Origin of the sequence: Pseudidiomarina salilacus (assembly GCF_047323925.1) — a bacterium.
GTDB classification, from domain to species: Bacteria; Pseudomonadota; Gammaproteobacteria; order Enterobacterales; family Alteromonadaceae; genus Pseudidiomarina; species Pseudidiomarina salilacus.
The window spans coordinates 1,136,782-1,162,158 of record NZ_CP178751.1; the positions used below are offsets into that span (position 1 = coordinate 1,136,782).

At 50.4% G+C, this 25,377-nt stretch carries 27 protein-coding genes and 3 tRNA genes; 14 read left to right on the forward strand and 16 right to left on the reverse strand.

What is annotated here, in order from left to right; all coding sequences use genetic code 11:
• Positions 1–3: 3 nt before the first annotated feature.
• Together ACJ8W9_RS05525 and ACJ8W9_RS05530 are read left to right on the forward strand one after the other, a co-directional pair.
• The gene (locus ACJ8W9_RS05525; RefSeq protein ID WP_411360597.1) at positions 4–1,671 is read left to right on the forward strand and encodes an ABC transporter permease; all 1,668 of its coding nucleotides are present in this window, start codon (positions 4–6) and stop codon (positions 1,669–1,671) included.
• A complete protein-coding gene (locus ACJ8W9_RS05530) occupies positions 1,658–2,767 on the forward strand; it encodes an ABC transporter ATP-binding protein (RefSeq protein ID WP_411359293.1) in 1,110 nt (369 codons plus the stop codon). The genes ACJ8W9_RS05525 and ACJ8W9_RS05530 overlap by 14 nt, the downstream gene beginning before the upstream one ends.
• Here the strand turns inward: ACJ8W9_RS05530 and ACJ8W9_RS05535 are convergent.
• Positions 2,744–3,700: a CorA family divalent cation transporter gene (locus ACJ8W9_RS05535; protein ID WP_411360598.1), complete on the reverse strand. Its 957-nt coding sequence runs from the start codon at positions 3,698–3,700 to the stop codon at positions 2,744–2,746. The genes ACJ8W9_RS05530 and ACJ8W9_RS05535 overlap by 24 nt on opposite strands.
• Before the next feature lie 85 nt (positions 3,701–3,785).
• On the opposite strand from ACJ8W9_RS05535, the gene ACJ8W9_RS05540 reads away from it, so the two are divergent.
• From ACJ8W9_RS05540 to ACJ8W9_RS05565, 6 genes are all read left to right on the forward strand, one after another.
• Positions 3,786–4,751, forward strand: a complete 966-nt coding sequence (locus ACJ8W9_RS05540; protein ID WP_411358874.1) for a calcium/sodium antiporter — start codon at positions 3,786–3,788, stop codon at positions 4,749–4,751.
• Between the two features lie 3 nt (positions 4,752–4,754).
• Positions 4,755–5,186 (forward strand): DUF3429 domain-containing protein, encoded by a 432-nt coding sequence (locus ACJ8W9_RS05545; RefSeq protein WP_051986690.1) that lies wholly within the window; start codon positions 4,755–4,757, stop codon positions 5,184–5,186.
• Positions 5,187–5,268: 82 nt separating this feature from the next.
• The gene (locus tag ACJ8W9_RS05550) at positions 5,269–5,493 is read left to right on the forward strand and encodes a bacterioferritin-associated ferredoxin (RefSeq protein WP_411358875.1); all 225 of its coding nucleotides are present in this window, start codon (positions 5,269–5,271) and stop codon (positions 5,491–5,493) included.
• Between the two features lie 35 nt (positions 5,494–5,528).
• Positions 5,529–6,005, forward strand: coding sequence for a bacterioferritin (gene bfr / locus ACJ8W9_RS05555; RefSeq protein ID WP_411358876.1), 477 nt, complete (start codon positions 5,529–5,531; stop codon positions 6,003–6,005).
• Between the two features lies 1 nt (position 6,006).
• Positions 6,007–6,477 carry a bacterioferritin gene (bfr, locus tag ACJ8W9_RS05560; RefSeq protein ID WP_411358877.1) on the forward strand — a complete coding sequence of 157 codons (471 nt, stop codon included), beginning with the start codon at positions 6,007–6,009 and terminating at the stop codon, positions 6,475–6,477.
• Positions 6,474–7,448 carry a mechanosensitive ion channel family protein gene (locus ACJ8W9_RS05565; RefSeq protein WP_411360599.1) on the forward strand — a complete coding sequence of 325 codons (975 nt, stop codon included), beginning with the start codon at positions 6,474–6,476 and terminating at the stop codon, positions 7,446–7,448. Before bfr (ACJ8W9_RS05560) ends, ACJ8W9_RS05565 begins: the two co-directional genes overlap by 4 nt.
• A 3-nt stretch (positions 7,449–7,451) precedes the next feature.
• Here ACJ8W9_RS05565 and ACJ8W9_RS05570 read toward each other — a convergent pair whose 3' ends face one another.
• Entirely contained in the window at positions 7,452–9,359 is a 1,908-nt protein-coding gene (locus ACJ8W9_RS05570) for an acetate--CoA ligase (protein WP_411359294.1), read from the reverse strand.
• Positions 9,360–9,586: 227 nt separating this feature from the next.
• Between ACJ8W9_RS05570 and ACJ8W9_RS05575 the strand changes: the two genes are divergently transcribed.
• From ACJ8W9_RS05575 to ACJ8W9_RS05600, 6 genes are all read left to right on the forward strand, one after another.
• Positions 9,587–9,677, forward strand: a tRNA-Ser gene (locus ACJ8W9_RS05575).
• A 351-nt stretch (positions 9,678–10,028) separates the two neighbouring features.
• Positions 10,029–10,352 (forward strand): c-type cytochrome, encoded by a 324-nt coding sequence (locus tag ACJ8W9_RS05580; RefSeq protein WP_411358879.1) that lies wholly within the window; start codon positions 10,029–10,031, stop codon positions 10,350–10,352.
• Between the two features lie 100 nt (positions 10,353–10,452).
• The gene (gene ggt, locus ACJ8W9_RS05585; protein ID WP_411360600.1) at positions 10,453–12,153 is read left to right on the forward strand and encodes a gamma-glutamyltransferase; all 1,701 of its coding nucleotides are present in this window, start codon (positions 10,453–10,455) and stop codon (positions 12,151–12,153) included.
• A gap of 15 nt (positions 12,154–12,168) precedes the next feature.
• Complete coding sequence (locus ACJ8W9_RS05590) at positions 12,169–13,236, forward strand: MBL fold metallo-hydrolase (RefSeq protein ID WP_411360601.1); 1,068 nt, start codon at positions 12,169–12,171, stop codon at positions 13,234–13,236.
• A 65-nt stretch (positions 13,237–13,301) separates the two neighbouring features.
• Positions 13,302–14,078, forward strand: a complete 777-nt coding sequence (locus ACJ8W9_RS05595) for a ZIP family metal transporter (RefSeq protein ID WP_411360602.1) — start codon at positions 13,302–13,304, stop codon at positions 14,076–14,078.
• On the forward strand, positions 14,075–14,896 hold the full coding sequence (locus tag ACJ8W9_RS05600) for an NAD(P)H-binding protein (protein ID WP_411358882.1): 822 nt from the start codon (positions 14,075–14,077) through the stop codon (positions 14,894–14,896). Before ACJ8W9_RS05595 ends, ACJ8W9_RS05600 begins: the two co-directional genes overlap by 4 nt.
• On the opposite strand, the gene nadA is transcribed toward ACJ8W9_RS05600, so the two are convergent.
• The 14 genes from nadA to ACJ8W9_RS05670 all read right to left on the reverse strand — a co-directional run bounded on the left by nadA (position 14,893) and on the right by ACJ8W9_RS05670 (position 25,365).
• Entirely contained in the window at positions 14,893–15,942 is a 1,050-nt protein-coding gene (nadA, locus tag ACJ8W9_RS05605) for a quinolinate synthase NadA (RefSeq protein ID WP_411358883.1), read from the reverse strand. The two genes, ACJ8W9_RS05600 and nadA, sit on opposite strands and share 4 nt — an antisense overlap.
• Positions 15,943–16,010: 68 nt before the next feature.
• Positions 16,011–16,086: transfer RNA gene (locus ACJ8W9_RS05610), tRNA-Lys, on the reverse strand.
• Positions 16,087–16,119: 33 nt separating this feature from the next.
• Positions 16,120–16,195 (reverse strand) — tRNA-Lys (locus ACJ8W9_RS05615).
• Positions 16,196–16,332: 137 nt separating this feature from the next.
• On the reverse strand, positions 16,333–17,088 hold the full coding sequence (gene ybgF, locus ACJ8W9_RS05620) for a tol-pal system protein YbgF (RefSeq protein ID WP_411358884.1): 756 nt from the start codon (positions 17,086–17,088) through the stop codon (positions 16,333–16,335).
• Between the two features lie 31 nt (positions 17,089–17,119).
• Positions 17,120–17,656, reverse strand: coding sequence for a peptidoglycan-associated lipoprotein Pal (gene pal, locus ACJ8W9_RS05625; protein ID WP_411358885.1), 537 nt, complete (start codon positions 17,654–17,656; stop codon positions 17,120–17,122).
• 64 nt (positions 17,657–17,720) lie between these two features.
• Positions 17,721–19,079 (reverse strand): Tol-Pal system beta propeller repeat protein TolB, encoded by a 1,359-nt coding sequence (gene tolB, locus ACJ8W9_RS05630; protein ID WP_411358886.1) that lies wholly within the window; start codon positions 19,077–19,079, stop codon positions 17,721–17,723.
• 48 nt (positions 19,080–19,127) lie between these two features.
• Entirely contained in the window at positions 19,128–20,039 is a 912-nt protein-coding gene (gene tolA / locus ACJ8W9_RS05635) for a cell envelope integrity protein TolA (RefSeq protein ID WP_411358887.1), read from the reverse strand.
• 44 nt (positions 20,040–20,083) lie between these two features.
• Positions 20,084–20,521 carry a protein TolR gene (tolR, locus tag ACJ8W9_RS05640; RefSeq protein WP_411359296.1) on the reverse strand — a complete coding sequence of 146 codons (438 nt, stop codon included), beginning with the start codon at positions 20,519–20,521 and terminating at the stop codon, positions 20,084–20,086.
• Positions 20,521–21,234 (reverse strand): protein TolQ, encoded by a 714-nt coding sequence (gene tolQ / locus ACJ8W9_RS05645; protein ID WP_411358888.1) that lies wholly within the window; start codon positions 21,232–21,234, stop codon positions 20,521–20,523. Before tolQ ends, tolR begins: the two co-directional genes overlap by 1 nt.
• Positions 21,224–21,649 carry a tol-pal system-associated acyl-CoA thioesterase gene (gene ybgC, locus ACJ8W9_RS05650; RefSeq protein ID WP_411360603.1) on the reverse strand — a complete coding sequence of 142 codons (426 nt, stop codon included), beginning with the start codon at positions 21,647–21,649 and terminating at the stop codon, positions 21,224–21,226. Before ybgC ends, tolQ begins: the two co-directional genes overlap by 11 nt.
• Positions 21,650–22,314: 665 nt before the next feature.
• Positions 22,315–23,328 (reverse strand): Holliday junction branch migration DNA helicase RuvB, encoded by a 1,014-nt coding sequence (ruvB, locus tag ACJ8W9_RS05655; protein WP_411358890.1) that lies wholly within the window; start codon positions 23,326–23,328, stop codon positions 22,315–22,317.
• Positions 23,329–23,486: 158 nt separating this feature from the next.
• The gene (gene ruvA / locus ACJ8W9_RS05660) at positions 23,487–24,107 is read right to left on the reverse strand and encodes a Holliday junction branch migration protein RuvA (RefSeq protein ID WP_411358891.1); all 621 of its coding nucleotides are present in this window, start codon (positions 24,105–24,107) and stop codon (positions 23,487–23,489) included.
• Positions 24,104–24,619, reverse strand: a complete 516-nt coding sequence (gene ruvC / locus ACJ8W9_RS05665; RefSeq protein WP_411360604.1) for a crossover junction endodeoxyribonuclease RuvC — start codon at positions 24,617–24,619, stop codon at positions 24,104–24,106. Before ruvC ends, ruvA begins: the two co-directional genes overlap by 4 nt.
• Positions 24,616–25,365: a YebC/PmpR family DNA-binding transcriptional regulator gene (locus ACJ8W9_RS05670; protein WP_411360605.1), complete on the reverse strand. Its 750-nt coding sequence runs from the start codon at positions 25,363–25,365 to the stop codon at positions 24,616–24,618. The genes ruvC and ACJ8W9_RS05670 overlap by 4 nt, the downstream gene beginning before the upstream one ends.
• Positions 25,366–25,377: the final 12 nt, after the last annotated feature.

Here is a 25,377-nt window from a genome sequence, read left to right on the forward strand (position 1 = left end):
AGAATGCCACAAAGCTGGCGCCAGTGGTCATTGATAGCCTCAGCCATTGTGCTGGGGCTACCTTTGTTGGTGATTGTCTTTGCTTTGCTGCAGCTGCCGTTTGGGGGTGACTTCAATACCTTATCTCACTTGTGGCAAACGGTTATTCCTGAGTATGTACAGCATTCACTAACGCTCATGATGGGTGTTGCCATAGGAGTCATCGTACTCGGCGTTAGCACCGCTTGGCTGACAACCAGCTGTCGCTTTCCAGGCCAAAAGCTATTGAGTTGGACGTTATTATTACCGCTCGCTATGCCTGCTTATATCACCGCCTACACCTACACTGGCATGCTCGACTTCAGCGGACCCGTGCAAAGCACATTGCGCGACTGGTTTGGCTGGGGTTATGGCGATTATTGGTTTCCGCAGATCCGTAGCATCGGCGGTGCCATCGCCGTCTTAAGCTTAGTGCTTTACCCGTACGTCTATCTGATAGCACGAGCAACCTTTTTACAGCAATCGGCGACCACCTTAGAAGCTGGTCGCAGTCTTGGCTTATCGCCGTGGCAATGCTTTCTGCGCATTGCTCTGCCATTGGCGCGCCCAGCAATCGTCACTGGCACCACACTCGCGTTAATGGAAACACTTGCCGATTACGGCACCGTGCAATATTTCGGCGTCACTACTTTTACCACAGGCATTTTCCGCACTTGGTACGGCTTAGGCGACCTGAATGGCGCGTTGCAGCTTGCCGGGCTACTGTTAACTGCGGTAATAGCACTTATTTTACTGGAGCGCTGGTCGCGCAATAAAGCGCGTTATGATCAACGTAATCCGCGCCCCGCTGCGGCATTCGAGCTGCGTGGCGGCAAAGCATGGTTAGCCAGTCTTGCTTGCTGGTTGCCGCTGGTATTTGGCTTTTTGCTACCAGCGTTACAACTCACGGTGTGGTCAGTAGAACGTTGGCAGGTCTGGACCGACGCTGATTTTTGGGGACTTGCTTGGAACAGCTTCAGTTTAGCGCTGATTGCGGCCATGCTGGTCGTTATCATCGCCTTGTGGCTTGCCTATGGTCGTCGCCAGCTACCGGTTCGTGCCGTGCGTATTAGTGTAGGTTTTGCCGGCTTAGGTTACGCAATTCCAGGCCTCGTCATTGCCGTAGGTCTATTAGTGTTGCTCACCGCAGTTGACCACGCACTCATTGCCACCAGTAAGCAACTTTTCGACTGGAATCCTGGCTTATTGTTATCCGGCACCCTATTTGCGTTGTTGTTTGCTTACACCGTTCGCTTTCTGAGCGTTGCTATTCAAACGTTACAAGCCGGCTTAGCCGAAATTCGTCCGAGCATGGATGAGGCAGCGCGCATTCATGGCTATCGACCGCTGCAAGTATTGCGACACATTCATTTGCCGTTGTTACGACCCAGCGTCCTGACTGCAATTATTCTGGTCGGCGTTGATGTGCTCAAAGAACTGCCGGCAACACTGGTATTACGCCCGTTTGACTTCAATACGCTGGCGGTGCGGGCTTACGAAATGGCGGGCGATGAACGGCTTGCCGATGCGGGACCACCGGCACTGATGATGGTACTCGTGGGATTATTACCGGTTATTCTGCTGTCCCGCGCTATGCTAAAATCGCAACAAAATGCTTTAAAGGAGCCTGATTTTGTCCCTGTTACAGCTTGATCACTTGCAAGTAAATATTGGTCAGCAAGCCATCGTGCGCGGTGTCACCGTCACCTTGCAAGCAGGCGAAATCGGCTGTTTACTCGGCCCCAGCGGCTGTGGCAAAACCACCTTATTGCGCGCCATCGCTGGTTTCCAACCTGTTGCCGCCGGTAGCATTAGCTTAGCCGGACAAACCGTCTCAACACCAGCCTTTACGCAAGCTCCGGAACGCCGTGGTATCGGCATGGTATTCCAAGACTTTGCGCTGTTTCCGCACCTGACAGTAGCGGAAAATATTAGCTTTGGCATGCGCCACGCGAGTGCCCAAGACAAACAACAGCGGGTCGATGAACTGCTTAACCGCATCGGTCTGCCGGGGTATCAAAAACGTTATCCGCATGAGCTCTCCGGTGGTCAGCAACAACGCATCGCACTCGCTCGAGCGCTAGCGCCAAAGCCACGCTTGTTATTGCTTGACGAGCCCTTTTCGAGCCTAGATGCCGAATTGCGTGAGCGTCTTGCCGTTGAAGTGCGTGAATTGCTTAAACAAGAACAAATCACTGCCTTATTGGTGACCCATGATCAGCAAGAGGCGTTCGCCATGGCGGACAAAGCCGGCGTCATGTACCAAGGTGAATTGTTGCAGTGGGAAACACCCTACCAACTCTACCATCAGCCACGCCATCAAATGGTCGCCGATTTTATTGGTCATGGTGTGTTACTGCAGGGTACGGTGACCGCTAGCGGCACTATGGCCTCGCCACTGGGCATGCTAGAACATCCGAGCTTGGTCAATGTTGAGGGCGGCACACCGGTCAGTTTTTTGGTACGCCCTGATGATTTAGTGCCAGATCCAAGTTCGCGCTTGCGTGGTCGCATTAAAGCAAGAGGCTTTCGCGGTGCGCATAATCTCTACAGTGTTGAGCTCAACAGTGGTATCGAAATTCTGACCTTGAGTCCTTCACACGAACAAATGGAAGTGGGCAGTGAAATCGGCCTGCGTCCTGATTTCGACCATTTGGTGGTCTTTGCCGCGGATCACTGCGAACTGCCAGGATTTCAGAACACAGCGCCCGCGTTTCGACCTGTGTTACCAAAAGCGCAATCGGCGTAGCAGTAAAAATTCAACCACTGAGATAATCGCTAGGGCACCGCAAAAGATCCAAAATGCGTCAGTGCTTTCAACGCCCGGCATGCCACCGATGTTGATACCAAATACGCCCGTCAAGAAACTGATCGGCAAAAATACGCCGGCAATCACCGAGAGCCAGTAGGTATTGCGATTCATTTTCTCGGCGACCTCTTGTTGCAGGTGTTCACGCAGCATCCACACCTGCTCGAGCAGCATCTCCAAGGATTCCAGCTCGCGCTGGATGGCATCGCGTTCGTTCACCAACCACTGCACGTTCTCCGCATCGAGCCACTTGTGCGCTTCACTGCCGAAACGCTCAATCGCTGTCAACTGTGGCCGCACGAACCTAGTCAAACGCAGCATACGGCGGTGTAACTCGGTCAACTTACGTTGCCGCTCTGAAGTTGTGCCGACATCATCGTCTTCAAGTTGCTCCATTTGCACTTCAATTTGATCAAGAAGTTCCTCCAGACGATTGTTCATTTCTTCGATCAACATCACCAAGAAGTCTTGCAGCGACTCAGGTCCATCTTGCTTCTGCAAGCGTTCGCGAATGACCCCAACCGAGCGAATTGGGCGTTTTCTGAAACTATAAATATTTCCTTTGTAAAACAGCACTCGCAAACTCAGCATGTCCTCAGGACGTTCGCCTTCGGCCAAGTTCACACCCCGCAAGATCAATAAAAATCCTTCATTGACACGTTCAAACCTCGGCCGCGTATCTTCCTCGAGGACAGCATCAATAAGCGGCTCTGGTATACCTGAAGCGGTTAACCACTCAGCAATACCTTGCAAGTCGCGCTGAATGTGATACCAGCATTGCTGCCGGTCATGTAGCTCGGAGCTGATACTCAAGGCTGGATGCTGACTGAAGTCCCAGCTATCGATAATAAATTCTGGGCGTTGCTGTGACATAAATCTTCCTTTTGCTTAATTCCCAATTCATTTCATTTAACGTTACAATAGCGGACTCTGCAACTCTCTGAAGAAAAGGGATTCTATGCTGTTCGCTGTTTTTGCAGTCATTTTTGGGCTGGCACTGCTAGTTTGGAGCGCTGATCGCTTTGTCGATGGTGCCGCGTCAACGGCAAATCATTTAGGCATGCCGCCGTTGCTCATAGGTATGGTGATCATCGGTTTTGGTACCTCTGCACCGGAAATGGTTGTGTCGGCCATCGCCTCGTCACAGGGCAATCCCGGCCTCGCACTCGGGAACGCATTTGGTTCAAACATTACCAACATCGCGCTGGTCCTTGGTCTGACCGCTGTACTCGCACCTATTGCTGTAAGTAGCCAAGTGTTGAAGCGTGAAATGCCACTGCTGCTGGCGTTTACCTTACTCATGGCTTGGCCTCTCTATGACTTGGTCATCACTGAAATTGAAGCCTGGATGCTATTAGCGATGTTTTCGGCTTATATGGGCTGGAGCATCTATCAAGGTATGCGCGGCAAAGACGACGCACTTGCAGCTGAGTATGATGAAGAGATTCAAGCGCAAAAGATGTCACTCAAACAAGGTATCAGCTGGCTTATCGTTGGCTTAGTTTTGTTGGTGATCAGCTCGCGCATTCTGGTCTGGGGCGCAGTTGATATTGCCACAGCCCTCGGTGTCAGCGACTTAGTGATTGGTTTAACCGTAGTGGCCATAGGTACTTCGTTGCCGGAATTGGCGTCCTCCATCGCCGCCGTGCGTAAAAACGAACACGATTTGGCCGTCGGCAATGTCATCGGTTCGAATATGTTTAATACCCTCGCGGTGGTCGGTATCGCTGGCGTGATTCATCCAATCGACCTCGATCCGCTGGTGCTCAGCCGTGACTGGCTAACCATGACGGTACTTACGTTCTTACTCGCGGTGTTTAGCTTCCGTTTGAATCGACCCACACGAGTGAACCGAATTCAGGGTATTGTGCTATTACTGTGTTACGCAGCTTATACTATTTACCTATTGCAAACAGGATTCTAAAGCATGCAACAAGCCGCTATTGATCGTGCACAAAAACTTGGTTACGCCGGTTTACTGCCCTTTTTGTTATTCACCATTGGGGCGCTGCTCGACGTTTATGCGGATCATGCATTACGATTATTTGTCATTTACAGCGCGCTCATAGTGAGCTTCTTGGGTGGCGTGCATTGGGGACTCGCAATCACACGTGACGACGCCCCGACACGCCAACTCAGTTGGAGCATGTTGCCCACCATTATCGCGGTAGTGTTATTTTTCGCTGGCGTCTGGGTGACGCCGCTCACTATGCTCAGCGTGCTAGCGTTAACGCACCTGTTCTGGCTCAACTTCGAAAAACGCCACTTGCAGACGCACCCTTGGTACCTCGAACTTCGCGGTCGCTTAACCTTTACCGTCGTAGCGCTGCACGTCATTTTGATCATTATCTCGTTGTAGTGAGTTCCACTTACCCACAAAGACTGTTGCGAATCGTTCGCATTTGTATTACCATTCATAGGAATTCGTTAATGAGGTTCCTATGTACGTTTGTCTCTGCAAAGGCGTTACTGACAAAAGCATTCGCAATGCGGTGCACGATGAAGGCATCAGTAGCATGCGTGAATTGCGCCAGCAATATGGCGTCGCGTCGCAGTGTGGCTGCTGCAAAAGTTGTGCGAAAGAAGTACTTAGCGAAGCAGTCAAAGAACGTAATCAACGCTTTTTAGAAGAAACCTTATTGCCAACCACGGTGTGCTACACTTAAGCTAGGTTTATCAATACCTAGGTTAGGAGTAGTGCATGCAAGGCGAAGCCAAAGTTTTACAAGAACTTAATCGAATTCTCACCCGTAAGTTAACCGCGATTAACCAGTATTTTTTACATGCACGCATGTACAAAAACTGGGGTTTTGAAGCGTTAAACCACACCATCTATAAAGCCTCCATTGAAGAAATGAAGCACGCCGATGACATCATCGAGCGTTTGTTATTCTTGGGCGGTCTGCCCAATCTACAAGACTTGGGGAAACTCTATATCGGCGAAGACCCACGTGAAATGCTTGAACTTGATCACAAGGTTCAACACGCCGATGTGCTCGCGCTTCGCGAAGCCATTGCCATATGTGAAAAGCATCGCGATTACGTCACCCGCGACGAGCTCGAAGAAATTCTTGAGCAACAAGAAGAACATCTTGACTGGCTAGAAACCCAACTCGAATTGATCAGTCACTTAGGTCTGAGCACCTACTTGCAAACCAAATTACACAAGGAGTCGTAATATGGCACTCGATTCTGCCGCTGTTGTTGAACAACTCAATCGCTTATTGGCTTTTGAACTTACCTCGATCGACCAATACACTGCTCATTCGCGCCGCTACGAAGATATGGGCCTCGAAAAGCTGTACGAACGCATCAATCACGAAGTTGACGACGAGCGCGGTCACGCTGACTTGCTGATTCGCCGCATGTTGTTCCTTGGGGGGCGTCCGCAAATGGATAACCGCGAAGCGCATTCAATTGCTGATGACGTGCCCACCATGTTGCGTAACGACTTAGAGCTAGAACACAATAATGCGCGCACCTTGCGTGAAGTCATTAACTTTTGCGAAGAAGCTGGAGACTTTGTAACGCGAGATATGTTGGTTGGTATCCTCAAAGACACCGAGGAAGATCATGCTTATTGGTTGCGCCAGCAACTTGATTTGATCGACCGCTTGGGACTAGAGCTTTATTTACAGGCACAAATGTGAACGAGTTCTTAACCTCTGTAAAGCAAGCCTTTGATTGGTTAAATACCGAGCTGTTCTCAGTTGGTGAAACTGCTATCACCTACGGGTCGGTATTTCGTTTTATTGCGATACTATTCGTTGCATGGATAGTATCGCGCTTGCTACAAAGCGTCATTCAGCGCTTTGCTAATTACCGCCATACGCTTGCACCCTCCTCAGTTTATGCACTCAAACGCATTACCCATTACGTAGTGCTGGTGGTTGGTGCGTTAATTGCGGTGTCCTCGATCGGTATTGACCTGACGAAATTCGCTATTTTTGCCAGTGCCCTGGGTATCGGTGTGGGTTTTGGCCTACAGAACCTGATTAGCAACTTTACCGCCGGTATTATGCTGCTGTTTGAAAAAACCTTGAAGGTTGGCGATTTTGTAGAACTCGAATCGGGCGTCACTGGTGAAGTAAAAGAAATTAATATTCGCAGCACTATCATCACTACCAACGATAACATTGACATTATTGTGCCGAACTCAGAATTCGTTGCTGGACGGGTCACCAACTGGACTATGCGCGACACTTACCGTCGCATCAAAGTCGGTTTTGGGGTGGCTTACGGCACCGACAAAGAGTTAGTCAAAAAAGCGGTTTTAGAAGCTGCCGAACGAGTTCCACATACACTGACCGATGGCACCCGGCGTCCACCACAGGTTTGGTTAGTCGAAATGGGTGAAAGTTCGCTTAATTTTGAACTGGTTGTATGGCTTAAACCGGAAGCAGTAAATCGTCCTAGTGCAGTGAAAGCCGCTTTTTTATGGGAGATTCATACCTCACTGCTGGAATACAACATCGAGATCCCATTCCCACAACGCGATTTGCATATCCGTAGTTGGAGTGAAAATGGTGCAGTAAGGATGGCGAACACCACGTCCGCCAAGCCAGAATCAGCCCCAGAACCTGAATCCCCCTCAAAAAACGATGCCGCCGAAGAGCTGTAACGCTTAGCGTTGCAGCTGCTCGCGCAATTCATCCACACAGTTCGGATCATCGATAGTCGAAGGAATAGCTAACTGCTGTTCACCGTCGGCGAGCTGCCGTAGTAAGCGACGTAAAATCTTACCCGATCGTGTTTTCGGTAAACGCGGTACCACATGCACTTGGCGTAAGCAGGCCACGGCGCCAATCGAGTCACGAACCCGCTGTACTAAGCGCTGACACAGTTCGTCTGGGTCAACGTCGCTGCCATCTTTGACAATAACTAAACCTAAGGGAACCTGGCCTTTCAGTTCATCAGCAACGCCAATCACTGCACATTCGGCAACCGCTGGGTCCATGGCCAGAATTTCTTCCATTTCACCCGTCGAAAGCCGATGCCCCGCAACGTTTATCACATCGTCGGTACGTCCCATAATAAAGACGTAGCCATCGTCATCCTTGTAGCCGCCATCGCCGCTGCTGTAATAACCGCTAAACTCACTCAGATAACCCTTGATAAAGCGTGGCTCGTCGCCCCAAATAGTGGTGAGACAGCCCGGCGGTAACGGTAATTTAATCGCCACAGCACCCTGCTCATTCGCCTCTACCTCACTACCGTCTGGCGCGAGAATACGAATATCATAGCCAGGTACCGGCAAGGTCGACGAACCGGGTTTAACTGGATATTCAGTAATGCCTACCGGGTTCGCACAAATAGGCCAACCTGACTCAGTTTGCCACCAATGATCAAACACCGGTTTGCCAGTGACCTCTTGCGTCCATTCGAGGGTCGGTGGGTCGAGTCGCTCACCCGCCATGTAGATACGCTCGAGCGAATTTAAGTGGTAGTTTTCCAAGAGTTTGGCTTCTGGGTCTTCTTTTTTGATCGCACGAAACGCAGTCGGCGCCGAAAACAGCACTTTGACTTGATACTCATCGCACATCCGCCAAAATGCGCTGGCATCAGGCGTGCGCACTGGCTTGCCTTCGTACAAAATAGTAGTCGCGCCGCGTAGCAGCGGACCGTAAACGATATACGAGTGGCCGACCACCCATCCTACGTCTGAGGCTGTCAGCATTACGTCTCCAGCACCAACGCCATACACCGTGTCCATCGAGTAGTGCAGTGCCACAGCATAACCTCCGGTATCACGCACCACGCCTTTGGGTTTTCCGGTGGTGCCCGAGGTATACAAAATATACAGCGGATCAGTCGCCTGCATCACCGTGCATTCAGCGGGTGTCACCTCGCTTACTGCACTTTGCCAATCGATATCACGTGGTGCCTGCAGCTCAACTTGGCATTGCTCGCGTTGCCATACAATCACGTTACCAGGTTTATGGTCTGCTTGCGCAATCGCGTCATCGACCATTGGTTTGTAAGGGATTACCCGATTCACCTCGATGCCGCACGATGCGGTGATGAGCAATTTCGGCTGCGCATCGTCAATACGTACTGCAAGCTCGTGCGGCGCAAAACCGCCAAACACCACCGAATGCACCGCACCTAACCGTGCACAAGCTAGCATGGCTATCGCAGCCTGCGGAATCATTGGCATGTAGATGACGACACGATCACCTTTTTTGACATGATGTTTTTTCAATAGCCCTGCAAACTGCGCCACAGCATCACGCAACTCACGATAGCTATAGCTTTCTTTACGGTCCGCCACCGGCGAGTCGTAAATCAGCGCCGTTTGCTCACCACGGCCATCATCAACATGATAATCCAACGCACAGAATGCGAGATTCAACTGGCCATCAGGAAACCATGCCGCAGTGCCATTACTCCGCAGTTCGAACCCTTGCTGCGGCTCTTGAAACCAATGTAAGCGTTGCGCTTGGTGCAACCAGAACTTGGCTGGCTGTTGTAACGATGATTCATACTCATGTGGATAGGTATTCATACTGAAATTCCCTTGGCGTACTGCGATGCTGTTAACTTTAGCGCAACAACCGCAAATTCCTATTCGACTTGAGTCGTACAAAGCGAAAAGCGGGATTCGGGATTCGTGCGTTCGGCTTCGCCTCACTGTTGGTCCGCTGCGCTTTTCGAATAGCGTAGCGGACGAATACCGAACAGCGCAGCGTACGAATCACGGTTTTGGTGTTTATAGCCTTGTTTTTGACGGGCTGATGCCCTATCATTGCGGCCGCTTTTGGAGAGGTGTCCGAGTGGCTGAAGGAGCACGCCTGGAAAGTGTGTATACGGTAACCCCGTATCGAGGGTTCGAATCCCTCTCTCTCCGCCAGATACAAAAAGACCGCCCTTGTGGCGGTTTTTTTGTATGTGGTGGAGGGAGCGGCTTTGGTGAGAACCCTTTGGTTCGACAAAACGGCAGGATAGCCGTTTTGCACAGCGCAACGCGCTGCCTGCAGGGCGAGGGCCATGGATGGCCCGAGTGAATCCCTCGATCGAAGCCAGATACAAAAAGACCGCCCTTGTGGCGGTTTTTTTGTATGTGGTGGAGAGAGCGGCTTTGGTGAGAACCCTTTACGCTGACCTATATCAATCCAACCACGCAATTTGTACGTAATCATTGTACTAACTTCAGAATTAGCTAAGATAGCAGTGATGAATTTTTCAGCGAGGAGTTGTAGCTATGTTGCAGAAAGTAGTAGGTGGTTCGATTGTATTGGTTGGCTTGTTGTTCGCAGGTAATGTGCAAGCGAATGAAGAAGCTGAAAAACTGGCACAGCAAAATGCTTGTACTGCGTGTCATGGTATTGATAACAAGATTGTAGGTCCTGCGTATAAAGACGTTGCGGCAAAATATGCTGACGACGGCGATGCGCTGGCAAAAGTAAAAGACTCCATCAAGAATGGTGGCAAGGGTAAGTGGGGTGAAGTTCCTATGCCTGCGCAACCACAATTATCGGATGAGCAAATCACCCTGCTCGCCGAGTGGATCTTAAGTCTGAAATAAGGTTGTTTATCGTTCAACGCTTGACGTTGGACGCGAATGCTACCCTCCTCGTCACGTGCTCGTTATAGTGGGGCACATCTAACGTGACGAGGAGATTTTCATGAAACCTTTCCTAGTATCTCTTACCTGCGCTGCAATGCTGTGTGTAAGCACTATGGCTGCGGCAGCAGATCGTATTACCGGCCACCATTTTGCCACCCGTTCTGAAGCCATGGCACCGAATGCAATGGCCGCTACCAGTCAACCGCTGGCGACCCAAGTCGCGCTCGATATTATGCAACAAGGCGGCAATGCCATTGATGCTGCGATTGCTGCTAATGCGGTACTCGGTTTAGTCGAGCCAACGGGCAATGGCATCGGCGGCGACCTCTTTGCAATTGTTTGGGACGCTGAAACGCAGCAGCTTTACGGCTTGAATGCGTCTGGACGCTCGCCACAGAGCCTGACACTAGATTACTTTAAGCAAAAAGGACTCGACAAGATCCCAGCGCGCGGCGTGTTACCCCTTTCGGTACCTGGCACTGTAGATGGTTGGTTTGAGTTACATGAAAAGTTTGGCGCATTGCCGATGGCGCAAGTTCTCGCGCCCGCTATTGAATATGCCCGTCAAGGATTCCCAGTCACTGAAGTGATTGCTTATTACTTCGAACGCAATGCCGAGGTGATTGGTGAACAGCCTGGTTTTGCCGAGGTGTTTCTAAAAGACGGCAAGCCACCGCAAAAAGGTGAGCGTTTCCGCAATCCCGACTTGGCTAACACTCTAGAAAAAATCGCTAGCGAAGGTCGCGACGTTTTCTATCGCGGCGACATTGCGCGCACCATTGACGCTTTTGTGGCAGAGCATGGCGGCTTCTTGAGCTACGACGACCTCGCGAATCACACATCAACTTGGGTAGACCCCGTCTCGACCAATTATCGCGGTTATGACTTGTGGGAACTCCCACCGAATACGCAAGGTATCGCTGCACAGCAAATTCTCAATATGCTCGAGAACTATGACTTAGCCGCGATGGGCTTTGACAGCGCTGAGTACATTCATCATTTTGTCGAAGCTAAAAAGCTTGCCTTTGAAGATCGCGCAAAATATTACGCCGACCCAGAGTTTAGTGCTGCACCGGTGACTGGGCTGCTCGACAAAGATTATGCCAAGGAACGTGCCAAACTGATCGATCCAAATCGCGCCGGCAAAGCGTATGAACCAGGTAATCCACCGACCGAAGGCGATACGATTTATCTGACGACCGCGGATCAGCAAGGCAATATGGTGTCACTGATCCAAAGTAATTACCGTGGCATGGGCTCTGGCATTACGCCAACGGGTCTGGGTTTTGTGATTCAAAATCGTGGCGAGTTGTTTGCTTTGGAGCAAGGCCATGCGAACGCCTATGAACCTGGTAAGCGACCGTTCCATACAATTATTCCGGCATTTGTAACTAAAGATGGTAAGCCACTGATGAGCTATGGTGTGATGGGCGGTTCAACGCAGCCACAAATGCATGCACAGATTCTTATCAATATGATTGATTTTGGTATGAATCTGCAAGAAGCGGGTGACGCGCCACGAATTTTGCACACGGGTTCAAGTCAGCCGACCGGCGAAATCATGACCAACGGTGGTGTGGTGAGCCTAGAGAACGGCTTCTCGGCGGCAACGCGACGCGAGTTAATCAAAATGGGACATACCCTACAAGAAGCAGTAGGTCCTTACGGTGGTTACCAAGCGATTTGGAAGAACCACGACGAAGATGTCTACTATGGTGCCTCGGAGAGTCGTAAGGACGGCCACGCGGCAGGATTTTAAATTTGGAGGTTGAAAGTGCGCTGGTGGGCTTGGTTAATTGCAATTGTTGCGGTAGTTATTGCTGTTTCATCCTGTAGCTCACCGGGGCGCTATGCCGAGCGAAATCCGTATCTACAACCCAAAGATACCAATGCTATCGACTTTTTTATGATGCGTTGGTTTGGCGATGATGAATGGGCCGACCAAGTCAGTGAGATAGCTGCCAACCCAGAGCTGGTGCCACAGCAGCAAGTCAACCTTGGAGCCCTACTCGCGCCGGCCACTGAACCACAAATCACTTGGCTTGGACATGCGACTTTTCTGCTGCAGTACCAAGGTCTGAATATTCTCACCGACCCTATTTTTAGTGACCGCGCATCGCCACTAAGCTTTGCCGGTCCAGAGCGCCTGCAACAGCCGCCGCTCAGCATTGCAGAGCTGCCCACGATTGATTTTGTGATCATTAGCCACAACCATTACGACCATCTTGATGAAGCGACGATTCGAGCACTGGGTTCCTCGGTAACCTATCTCGTTCCTTTAGGGCTCACTGCATGGTTTACCGACCTCGGTATTGCTGCAGCGCAAGTGCGCGAGTTTGATTGGTGGGACGTGCAGTCATTCGGTGCCTTCCGCGTTACTGCTACCCCAAGCCAACACTGGTCTGCACGCAGTTTATGGGACAAAAACGACACCCTGTGGGCGAGCTGGCATCTGGCTATCGGCGATTGGCAAGTTTGGTTCGCCGGCGATACCGGCTACAACGACAAGCAATTTAAAGACATCGGCCAACGCTTTCCTGACATCGATGATGCGCTGTTGCCGATTGGTGCCTATTTACCACGCTGGTTTATGCAACCGCAACACATTAACCCCGAAGAGGCTATCATGATGCACCGTGACGTTGGCGCAAAGCGATCGTATGCAATGCATTGGGGCACCTATCAACTTGCCGCAGAAAGCCTCCAGCAGACCCGCGACGACCTCGCCACAGCGAAACAAGCACTCGCCACTGATACCAGCACAGTGCAGCTGATGGCTATCGGGCAGACTGTAAAAGGCGGCGCGTCGTTGTTTTTCGATGACGGTGATAGTAAAAACTAAGTGCCATTTTTTAATGCCGTGAGGTAAGCTGTTCCTATTGCGGATAACAACTCAATGAGAACACTATGGATTTAGTTTTAACGGCGCTGATAGCGAGTACCATTACCGGCGGACTTACCGCGGTGGGTGCTTTGCCAGTGCTATTTGGCAAGCGGCCATCGGAGCGTTTTAACGATACCCTACTCGGCTTTGCTGCGGGGGTTATGCTCGCCGCCTCATTTTTCTCGTTGATTGTACCCTCGATTGATATCTCTACCGAAATGTACGGAGTTGGCCCTATACCAGCTCTTATCGCTGTATTCGGTATCCTCTTAGGCGCCGCTGCGATTGCAATGATGGATCGCTTGTTGCCTCACGAACACTTTATTTCGGGGCCTGAAGGGATTGCCAGTGAGAAGATTTCCGGCGTGTGGCTGTTTGTCTTCGCTATTGCCATCCATAACTTCCCTGAAGGTCTGGCCGTCGGCGTCGGCTATGGCAGCGGCGAGACCGATACAGCTTTCTCGTTAGCACTCGGTATAGGCTTACAAAACTTGCCTGAGGGGCTTGCAGTAGCTGTTGGCTTAATGGCGGTTGGCTATTCGCGCATGAAAAGTTTCATTGTTGCCGCTTTAACAGGCCTCATTGAGCCTATCGGTGGTCTGATCGGCGGCATCTTTGTTAATTTGTCGCAAGTTTTACTGCCGTGGGGGCTAGTTTTCGCCGCAGGTGCTATGCTGTTTGTAATCAGTCACGAAATCATTCCAGAGACTCATCGTCGCGGCCACCATCAACGCGCGACCGCAGGTTTGATGGTAGGTCTTGTAATTATGTTATTCCTTGATGTGTGGTTAGCAGCATGACAGCAGTCAGTTTTATCGGATACGGTGATATCGCAACGCGTACTAGCACAGCGTTGATTTTAAGTAGCTACACTAAGATGCGTGGCTTGTGCCGCTATCCAGAACTTAAAGATAACCCAGCGCATGTTGAGCTGATTGCTGGCGATGCCGCTAACGCGGCTGACATCGAACGCGCAGTGACGGCGGAAACTGAAGTCATCATCATGACGTTAACGCCAAACCGACAAAGTGACGATAGCTATTACAATGGTTATGTTGTGCCCGCTCGAATATTGCAAAATCACCTGCAAACCAATGGTTGGGAGCCGCGGATTATCTTTGTCTCAAGTACCGGCGTTTATGGGCAACGCGATGGCAGCTGGGTCGATGAGACCTCTCCAGCAGAGCCCAACGATCAGGCAGGTAAAAGCTTATTACAAGCTGAACAAATCATTGCCAGTGCGAGTCCCCACACCAGTATCTTGCGTTGTTCTGGCATCTATGGTCCCGAACGCACGCGTTTGGCGGAATTATTGATTTCTGGAGAAGGTACCATCACACCAGCCTGGACCAATCGTATTCATGCCGACGACGTCGCTGGCTTTATCGCTTATCTAGTACAACACCCTGAGAAGTCGCAACCGGTATTCTTAGTGAGTGACGACGAGCCGTTATTACAAGAAGATGCCTATGGACGCTTAGCTAAACGCTTAGGTATCGATTTGCGCACAATTGCTCGTAGCGAAGCAATTGGTCGCCGCGGCAGCAAACGCATCAGTAACCGCTTGCTACACGCTAGCGGTTACCAACTGATTCACCCTACCTATGAGCCGCGTTAGGCTTTCTTAAAGTTCAACATCCGCGTGAGCGGTTGCATTGCGCGCTCACCCAATGCTGGGTCAACATGAATCTCATGCGCCTTCCCGCCGTGCTCTAGTGCGTCGGCAATCGCCACTAAGCCATTCATCGCCATCCATGGACAGTGTGCGCAACTGCGACAGGTGGCGCCGTTGCCTGCGGTTGGTGCTTCAATGAAATGTTTATGCGGTGACAATTGCTGCATTTTGTAGAAAATGCCGCGGTCGGTCGCAACAATAAAGGTGTCGTTTGGCAATTCTTGGCTCGCTTTGATCAACTGCGAGGTAGAACCTACGGCATCAGCGAGTTCAACAACTGCTGCCGGTGATTCCGGGTGCACCAAAATCGCCGCTTCTGGGTAAACTTTCTTAAGGTCTTCCAACGCTTTCGTTTTGAATTCGTCATGCACCACACAAGCGCCCTGCCACATCAGCATATCGGCACCAGTTTGCTTTTGAATGTAATTGCCCAAGTGTTGATCAGGTGCCCAAAGGATTTTCTCGCCTTCAGCATCAAGATGATCAACGATATCTAATGCGATGCTGGAAGTGACCACCCAATCTGCACGCGCCTTTACCGCTGCTGAAGTGTTGGCATACACCACCACAGTACGGTCAGGATGCGCGTCACAGAACGCTGAGAACTCTTCAATTGGGCAACCAATATCAAGTGAGCAGGTCGCTTCTAAAGTCGGCATCAGCACGGTTTTATGCGGCGTTAAGATCTTCGCGGTCTCGCCCATAAACTTTACGCCGGCGACAATCAAGGTTTCAGCTGTATGGTTTGCGCCAAAACGCGCCATCTCTAACGAATCAGAGACGCAACCACCGGTTTCTTCCGCCAGTGCTTGGATTTCTGGATCGGTATAGTAATGCGCCACTAACACCGCATTTTTCTCTTTTAAGAGCTTTTTAATACGGGCAATAGTGTCAGCTTTTTCGCGTTCGTTTAGCGGCTTAGGCTTAGCTGGAAAGGCATAATCAAGCTTATCGATGACACGCGCTTGGATTTCTTCAGTGATACTCATACGACTACTTCACTACAAGGAATAAGTTCGGGGATTATAGCGAAAAAAGCGAACGGGGTAAAAAATAGTGGTGGGTCGTGCAGGATTCGAACCTGCGACCAATTGATTAAAAGTCAACTGCTCTACCAACTGAGCTAACGACCCACTAAAAAAACAGAATGGGGATGATGAGAAGATTGGTGGGTCGTGCAGGATTCGAACCTGCGACCAATTGATTAAAAGTCAACTGCTCTACCAACTGAGCTAACGACCCAATCTCATCGGCTGCTGCTTATCAGCGGCAACGGCGGCATAGTTTACTGAAAAAGCCGCTCGTTGCAACTGTAAATTGCAGATAGATGGTGCGTTTGCTCAATTTGCGAGCATTCGCGGCAAATCCTTACAAGGTTGTTACAAATTAGCGAGACGTTGGCGCGCTAAATCAGCCGGTGTACTGCTTGGATATTCCGCAATGACTTTATCAAAGTAACTTTTCGCAAGCTCTTTCTCGCCCTGTTGTTGCGCAACGATACCAAGCTTCAACATGCTGTCGGCACGCTTATTGCTATCTTTGAACTGCTCAACCACAGCGGTGAACTCAGCTTTCGCCTCGGCAAAATTGCCTTCCGCGTACAACAACTGACCTAACCAATAATGCGCGTTTGGAACATAGGTAGAATTCGGAAAGTTTTCAATAAACTTTCTGAATTCAGGAATAGCTGCATCATAGCGGCGGTCTTCCATCACCATACGAATGGCTTTGTCGTAAGCGTCGTTCTCGCTTAAGTCACTTGAATAGTCGCTACCACCATTGTTACCACTTTCGGCTACCGGCATCGCTGTCGAAACCGCAGTGTCGTTGCTAGCAGGTGGTGGGGTTGCATTCAACCGGCGGTCAATTTCTTGATAAATCTCCCGCTGCCGTTGCAAAATTTGTTCAAGTTGGTAGGCGTGCTCTTCCGTTTGACCGCGCAATTCCGCAACTTCGGATTGCAACGATGCCATTTGGTCTAACAACGCCATTTGTGCAGCATTACGTGCATCCATGACGCGTTCAAGTTGCTCTAAGCGTTCTTCAACGCTGCCACTGCCTAATTTAGATACCGGTGCCTGTGCAAGCACGACACCGGGAATCAAAAAGGCCAACACGAGAATTAATTTTTGCATTGGCTTACCATTTATTGCTTGTTAGTGCGACTTAGTATACCAAAACGCCACGACGGTTTTTCGCGTACGCAGCTTGCGTAGATGCATTAACCAATGGCTTTTCTTCACCGTAAGAAACAGTTTCGATTTGGTTTGAGCTAACACCTAAGTTTTGTAGGTATTGTGCAACTGCTTTCGCACGACGCTCACCCAACGCGATGTTGTATTCTGGTGTGCCGCGCTCGTCACAGTGACCTTCAATCGTCACGGTTACATTCGGATTTTGTACCAAGAACTCAGCATGCTCAGAAAGCATTGAGCCGTACTCTGAACTAATGCGCGAATCATCAAAAGCAAAGTAAACAATGTTTTCTTGACGCAAGGTTTCCATTTGCTCAGCACGAATTTCTTCAGGCGTTTTCGCACGCTCAGCTGAATCAATCTCTACACCTGATCCATCTTGTTCTTGCTGCTGCTGGTTGGTCTGTTGATTTGCCGCATCGTCAGCGCTTTGGCTTGAGCTACAAGCTGCCAAGGTCAGCATAGGTACAGCGATAAACAGGCTTTTTAATAACTGATTTGCGTTCATGTCCGCGTTCCTTTGTTCAAAATGTTCAAAAATGACTGAAGTTGTAAGTATTCATGCTAATGCACTAGCGTAAAAACGGCGACCACGCAGGTGATTTAACTTCACCTTCGCGGGCTGGAAGACGCGCTTTAAAACGGCCATCCACCGAAACCAACGCCAGTACTTGTTGGTTATTATGTGTTGTACTGTAAATCACCATACTGCCATTTGGCGCTAGGCTTGGTGATTCATCCAACATTGTTTGGGTCAATACTTGCATGCCGCCTGATGGATAGTCTTGCTTAGCAATATGATAATTACCTTGCGTACGATTCACCATGACCACTTGCTGACCGTCTGGAGTCCAAGTTCCCCCCAAGTTTTGCTCACCCTCGAAGGTGACTCGGCGAACCTGACCTGAATCTAAATTTACGCTATAAAGTTGCGGTCTTCCACCTCTTTCTGACGTAAAAATCAGCGATTTACCGTCCGGTGCCCAGCTTGGTTCCGTATCAATTGAATAGTGCTGAGTCACCCGCTCTAAACGTTTGGTCGCAATTTCCATCACATAAAGTTCTGGATTGCCATCTTTCGATAACACCATAGCCAACTTTTTGCCATCTGGCGAGAAAGCAGGACTACTATTAATACCAGAGAATGAGGTGATCTTCTCACGACGCGTGGTGTAGATGTCTTGAATGAAAATTTCTGGGCGCTTATTCTCAAAACTAACATAGGCCAGCTTATTACCGTCTGGCGACCATGATGGCGACATCAGCGGCTCTGGGCTGCGCAGTAATACTTTTTCGTCGTAACCATCATAATCAGCAACCACCAACTCGTATGGTTTATCGTTGTTGTGGTTCACTGTTACATAAGCGATGCGTGTCATAAAAGCACCCGGCTCGCCGGTCATGGTTTCATAAAACACATCAGAAATGCGGTGCGCATACTGACGGAACTGATCACCATCAATCACACTGCGACGCGAATCGAGGATGTGATCTTGCGAATCTACCAGCTGACCATTGCGCAATTGACGCGAGCCACTGGTAATCTGGCCACGCAAGATATCGATGATTTGGAATGAGACGGTGTAGCGATCGACCGCGTACGGTTCAATTGTGCCCACTAGCACGGCTTCAACACCTAGCCCCGCCCAGCTCGGATAATCTAGTTCTGTTTCATTGCTCGGCATTTGTGGCATACCGTTCACCGGAATCGGGTTGAATTTGCCACTACGCATAAGGTCTGCGGCAATCACCTCGGTTAGATTACCTGGAGCAGGCCCTTCACCAAGCCAACGAAACGGTACTACGGCAATCGGACGCGCACTGTCGATACCATCGGTGATGACGATTTCGAGTGAGGCATTCGCTGGGCGCTGAACTATTAGCAGTGTCAGCAGCGCAGTCAGCGCAATCAAGGTCAATTTTTTCATCATAGTATTGGTTACCGTTACTTCCTAAAAAAGCTTGTATGAGAGCCTATATTAATCAAATTCAGGCGCCACCGTAAGGTTAATGTCCTTCAATTGATTAAATACCTCGGGATTATCTGACACCGGCAAGCTGCCAGCTTTGAATACGGCATTTTCAGCCGCTTTACACACGGCCGGATCGCCGCCTAAATTGGTCACCGAGATAACAAAACCACTTGATGCCAAACGAATATTGACGCGACATTCTTTACCACGCATCGACGGATGGGTGATCAGATTGCGCTGAATCGTTGCTTGGATCAAGCTGGTGTACTTGCCAACTTCACTCTGCACTGCACGCGCTCGTGCTGCCGCACGTTGTTCCCGTTCACGCGCCAGTTGTTCTTGCATTTGCCGTTCGCGCTCGGCGCGCTCACGTTCTTCTTGCTCTTTACGCTTACGCTCTTCTTCGCGCTTACGTTCTTCTTCGAGCCGCTTACGCTCTTCTTCTTCACGACGCTTACGCTCTGCTTCGGCTTTGCGTGCCGCCTCTTCTTCAGCTTTACGGCGCTGTTCGGCCTCAGCAGCTTTGCGTTCGGCTTCGCGTTGCTGTTGCAACGCAGATTGTTTCTCGCGTTCTAGGCGCTCGCGCTCAGCTCGCTGCTGCGCTTCGAGTTCGCGCTGACGTTGCTGCTCAGCCTCACGCTGGCGTTTCGCCTCATTCGCACGCCGTTCTAGCTCCGCTATTTCATCTTTCCGGCGCTGATCAGCCGCTTCAATCTCGGCTAACTGTTGCTCTACCTTGGCTTTATCAACAGTCGCAGCTTGCACAATCTCTTCATTGGGCAGCACCTCTTCACTCAAAGGCGCATCCAATTGAATTTCCATTACCTCAGGCTTACTCGGCGAGAACAACGAACCTGCGAATAACACCACGACAACCCCCAAATGCAACGCTATCGACAGCAGCAATGGAGTTGTCATTTCATCCGGCCATGTAAACTTACCAATCTTCACATGCGCCTCACTTAATTCTCGGTGTCTTCGGTCATCAAGCCTACCGACTCAACCCCGACCTGCTGCAACAGCACCATCAGGCGGACCACTTGGTTGTATGACACACCACCGTCACCATTGACCATAAAGCGCGTTTGCGGGTCGCGAATCATCTCTGCCTGCACACGTGCCGCAAGGGTTTCAATATCTAGGGCGTCGTTCGGATTACCAATATTATTCAATGAATTGATATAAAACTGACCATCACGATCAACCGTAACAATAACGGGTGGTTTACTGTCTTCACTCAACGGCTCAGCGTTCGCATTCGGCAGATCAACTTTCACACCTTGGGTGATGAGCGGTGCCGTCACCATAAAGATGATCAGCAATACCAACATGACGTCGATGTAGGGCACCACGTTAATTTCCGAAACCGGCTTACGCCGTTTGCGCATGGTGGTCATCATCATGACGCTTCACCTGCCTTAGCAGCCGCTGGTTTCGCTGGAGCACTGCCTTGGCGCTGCAAAATCGCCAACAGTTCGTCCATAAAATTCAAATATTGGTTATCGACTTTTTCAACTCGATGCGCAAAACGGTTGTAAGCGATGACCGCAGGAATCGCCGCAAACAAGCCCATAGCTGTGGCAATCAACGCCTCGGCGATGCCCGGCGCAACCATCGCCAGGGTCGCTTGCTGCACTGCGCCCAAGCCGATAAAGGCATTCATGATACCCCACACCGTACCAAACAAACCGACATAAGGACTGATAGAGCCGATAGTGGCCAGCAAACTCAAGTTGCTCTCTAATCCGTCGACTTCACGTGAATGCACCACGCGCATCGCCCGATAAGAAGCCTCGAGAACCTGTGGCTGTGTCAGTGCAGTATTATTACGTAACCGCGCAAACTCTTTGAAGCCAGCATAGAAAAGCTTTTCCATACCGTTGGCGTTTTGCGCCCGCGCGCTAATTTCCTGATACAAACGCGCTAAATCAACACCGGACCAAAACCGATCCTCAAAAGCAATCGCATCCTGACTGGCTTTCTGAATAACCTTGCGACGCTGAAAAATCATCATCCAACCGGCTACCGAAAAAGCTAGCAACATCAACATCACCAGTTGCACCACAAAGCTAGCTTCTAAAATTAACGCAGTAATCGACATCTCAGCTTGCACGCTTCAGCACCTCTATTATTTCCGTTGGCATAGGTACCGCGCGCACCGCGCTACCCACTTCCCCTAAATTGACACATGCCGCGCGGATCTGCGCTTGGCATAACACATTATTCTCGTTATCAAGCACCTGTTGACTAAATTCGACCGATGCACGTTTCAAACGTTCGACCACAACCGTCACGCGCAGTTCATCGTTAAACCGCGCCGGACGCAATAAATCCATCTGCACTTGGCGAACGACGAAACCAATGCGGTGCTCAAGCCAAGTATCTTGTTCTATCCCTAGCGAGCGTAACCATTCAGTACGCGCCCGCTCAAGGAATTTGAGATAATTGGCATAATATACGATACCGCCTGCATCTGTGTCTTCATAGTACACACGAATGGGCCATAAAAATGCATTTGTCGCGTTCATCCAGTTACCTTTGCATGATTTTTTCGTTATTCGTTATTCGTTATTCGTTATTCGTACGCTTCGCTGTTCGTGCGCTCACTACGTTCGCTGTTCGGAGCTCTCCGAACAGCGCGCAGCGCGCTCGAATAGTGAGGCAAAGCCGGACGGACGAATCCCGAAGACCGGTTATTATTGATTAACAACTCATATTTATGCATAAAATTTTTTATTAGACAAAATTTACCAAAAACAGTCATACTGCTGTTTTTATTGATTTATTTTGGTCTGACCAATTTTATATAGACTATTTTTTGCACTGCATAATTTATTCAATATTAGATTTTCTAATGGATGTCACAATTTTTCTCGTTTGAACAGTTGTCCGACCTCCGTATAATGCATCGCACATCAGTTACGAAGAGACCGGTTGTCAATTCTATCTGTTATTGTTCCCTGGATTTAACTTCCTTGTTGTTCTGTAGTTTTAACCCGCCTCCCCGGCGGGTTTTTTTTACCTGTAAAATATCGTTATTCGTTATTCGTTATTCGTTATTCGTTAGGGTTGAGAGACTCTGCTCCAAATTGTTAAGCGCCGAATACGAGCTTTCCAATATCGGAAGCAGCTAAGAAACCATTCGCAGCAATAAACGCGAACATAACTAGCGGCTCCACTAACGATTAACGAATCACGAATCACGATCTTTGAACGCTAGGCCGAAGTGGGCGTAGGCATGCGGTGTTGCGATTCGACCACGGGGCGTGCGTTGCAAAAAGCCCTGCTGGATCAAGTACGGCTCAAGCACGTCTTCGATAGTGTCTTTTTCTTCGCCAATTGCAGCTGCTAGATTATCTAATCCGACCGGACCACCCGAGAACTTCTCCATGATGGCAAGTAAAAGCTTACGGTCCATGTAATCAAAGCCGGCTTCATCGACATCCACCATTTTCAATGCAGCCGACGCAATCGGCTGGTCGATCTTGCCATCGTTGCGCACTTCGGCAAAATCACGCACACGACGCAATAAGCGATTGGCGATGCGCGGGGTACCGCGCGAGCGCCGTGCAATTTCGGTAGCCCCCGCAAAATCCAAATCTAGATTTAGATAATTGGCTGAGCGCTGAATAATGGTTGTGAGTTCTGGCACATTGTAAAATTCGAGACGCTGGACAATACCAAAGCGATCACGCAGCGGTGACGTCAAGGCCCCCGCCCGGGTGGTCGCGCCAATCAAAGTAAAGGGTGGCAAATCGAGTTTGATAGAACGCGCAGCGGGACCTTCACCGATCATAATGTCCAGCTGATAATCTTCCATGGCTGGATAGAGTATCTCTTCAACCACGGGACTCAGACGATGGATTTCATCAATAAACAGCACATCGTGCGCTTCGAGATTGGTCAGCAATGCCGCCAAATCGCCAGCTTTCTCTAATACCGGACCTGAAGTTTGCCGAATATTCACTTTCAGTTCGTTGGCAACAATATTGGCCAGCGTGGTTTTACCGAGTCCAGGCGGACCAAATATCAACAAATGATCGAGTGCCTCTGCACGCTGTCGAGCCGCTTGAATAAAGATTTCCATTTGTTCGACAACATGGGTCTGACCGGTATAGTCAGCTAGCATCTTCGGCCGAATTGCACGGTCAATGACGTCGTCTTCGCCTTGTTTCTGCGGCTGATTAATACGATCCGGTTCAATCATTTAAAATTCCCAAACTCGTTATTCGTTATTCGTCCGTTCGGCTTCGCCTCACTATTCGTGCGCTCACTGCGTTCGCTGTTCGAGGCTCTTCGAACAGCGCGCAGCGCGGACAAACAGCGTAGCGTACGAAAAGCGAAGCGCACGAATCCCAATTTTAATTACATATTCTTCAAAGCGGTGCGGATCAGCTGCTCGCTGCTCGCGCCATCATCTGCTTTCAATGCCTGCGCCACCGCCTTCTCTGCTTGTGCCGGCTTGTAACCCAGTGCAAGTAAGGCACTGAGTGCGTCATCACGTGGTGAGTTACTGACTAGCGTGCTTTGCATGTCACCAAAATCTATCGGTGCTGCATCGGTCGCTGGTGTTGCATTGCTCCACTGTTTCAAGCGATCGCGCATCTCAACCACCAAGCGTTCGGCGGTTTTCTTGCCAACCCCTGGCAATTTAACCAACGTGGACACATCGTCGTGGGTCACTGCCTGCACGAATTGCTGCGCGGTCATGCCAGACATGATGGTAAGCGCTAACTTAGGACCTACGCCTTGGGCTTTGATCAGTTGCCGGAACAAGCTGCGTTCAGCAAAAGTATTGAAGCCATACAGCAATTGGGCGTCTTCACGGACAACAAAATGGGTGATGATACTGACCGGCTCGCCAAGCTCGGGCAGCTCATAAATGCACGTCATTGGCATCTGCACTTCATACCCGACGCCATGCACGTCAATCATGATTTCGGGCGGTTGTTTACTTATCAGCGTGCCACTTAAACGTCCTATCAACGGGATCTCCTTCCGGCCATTAAGATGGCCTGTTGCCGATGGTGCGCATGACACATCGCCACCGCTAAGGCGTCGGCCGCGTCCGCTTGTGGCCGATGACTTAATTTCAGCATCGCCACCACCATGTGTTGTATTTGACTCTTATCGGCAGCGCCAGTGCCGACCACTGCTTGTTTGACCAACCGCGCCGCGTACTCAGCGACGGGCAGTCCTGCTTGCGCAGCCGCAACGATGGCGGCGCCGCGCGCTTGCCCAAGCTTCAACGCCGAATCTGGATTACGTGCCATAAACACTTGCTCGATGGCAAATTCATCCGGCTGAAACTGCGCGATAAGTTCACTCACGCCATCATGAATGACCTTGAGTTTTTCGGCAAGTACCAGCGGCTTGGCCACAGTGCCAGCCGCATTAATGCAACCACTCGCAAGGTAGGTGAGCTGATTGCCGGATTGACGAATCACGCCGTAACCCGTCAAGCGTGAACCTGGGTCGATGCCCAGAATCACGGTCATGAGCTGAGCCGCTCCAACACATCGTCGGCGATATCGGCGTTGTGATACACCTCTTGCACGTCGTCGAGTTCTTCGAGCGCGTCAATCAGTTGCAGGAATTTCTCGGCATCGTCTTCGACCAGCGGTGAACGCGTATCAGGCAATAAGCCCACTTCAGCATGATCAGGCGTGAGATCAGCAACCAGCAACGCATCTTTGACGCGACCAAAGGTATCTGGGGTGGTGTAAACGTCGAAACTGCCATCGTCATTGCTGACGAAATCTTCCGCGCCAGCCTCAAGCGCTGCAGCCATTAGCGCGTCTTCGTCGTGTTCCGCGTTAAAGCTCAGCACGCCGCGTTTGTGAAACAAATACGCGACCGAACCATCGGTGCCTAAATTGCCACCGTTTTTGCTAAACGCGAAGCGCACTTCTGACACTGTACGATTGCGATTATCCGTCATGGTTTCGAGCAGAATCGCCACGCCGCCGGGGCCATAGCCTTCATAGGTCAACTCTTCGACGTTGTCGCCTTCAAGACCACCGCTGCCACGCTTGATCGCGGTGTCGATGGTGTCTTTTTTCATGTTATTGGCAAGCGCTTTATCAATCGCTGCCCGGAGTCTTGGATTGGTCTCGGGGTCACCGCCGCCTTCGCGTGCGGCAACCACGATTTCCCGAATGAGTCGGGTGAAGATCTTGCCGCGCTTAGCGTCCTGCGCGGCTTTGCGATGTCGGATGTTGGCCCATTTAGAATGTCCAGCCATCGTCCTACTCCT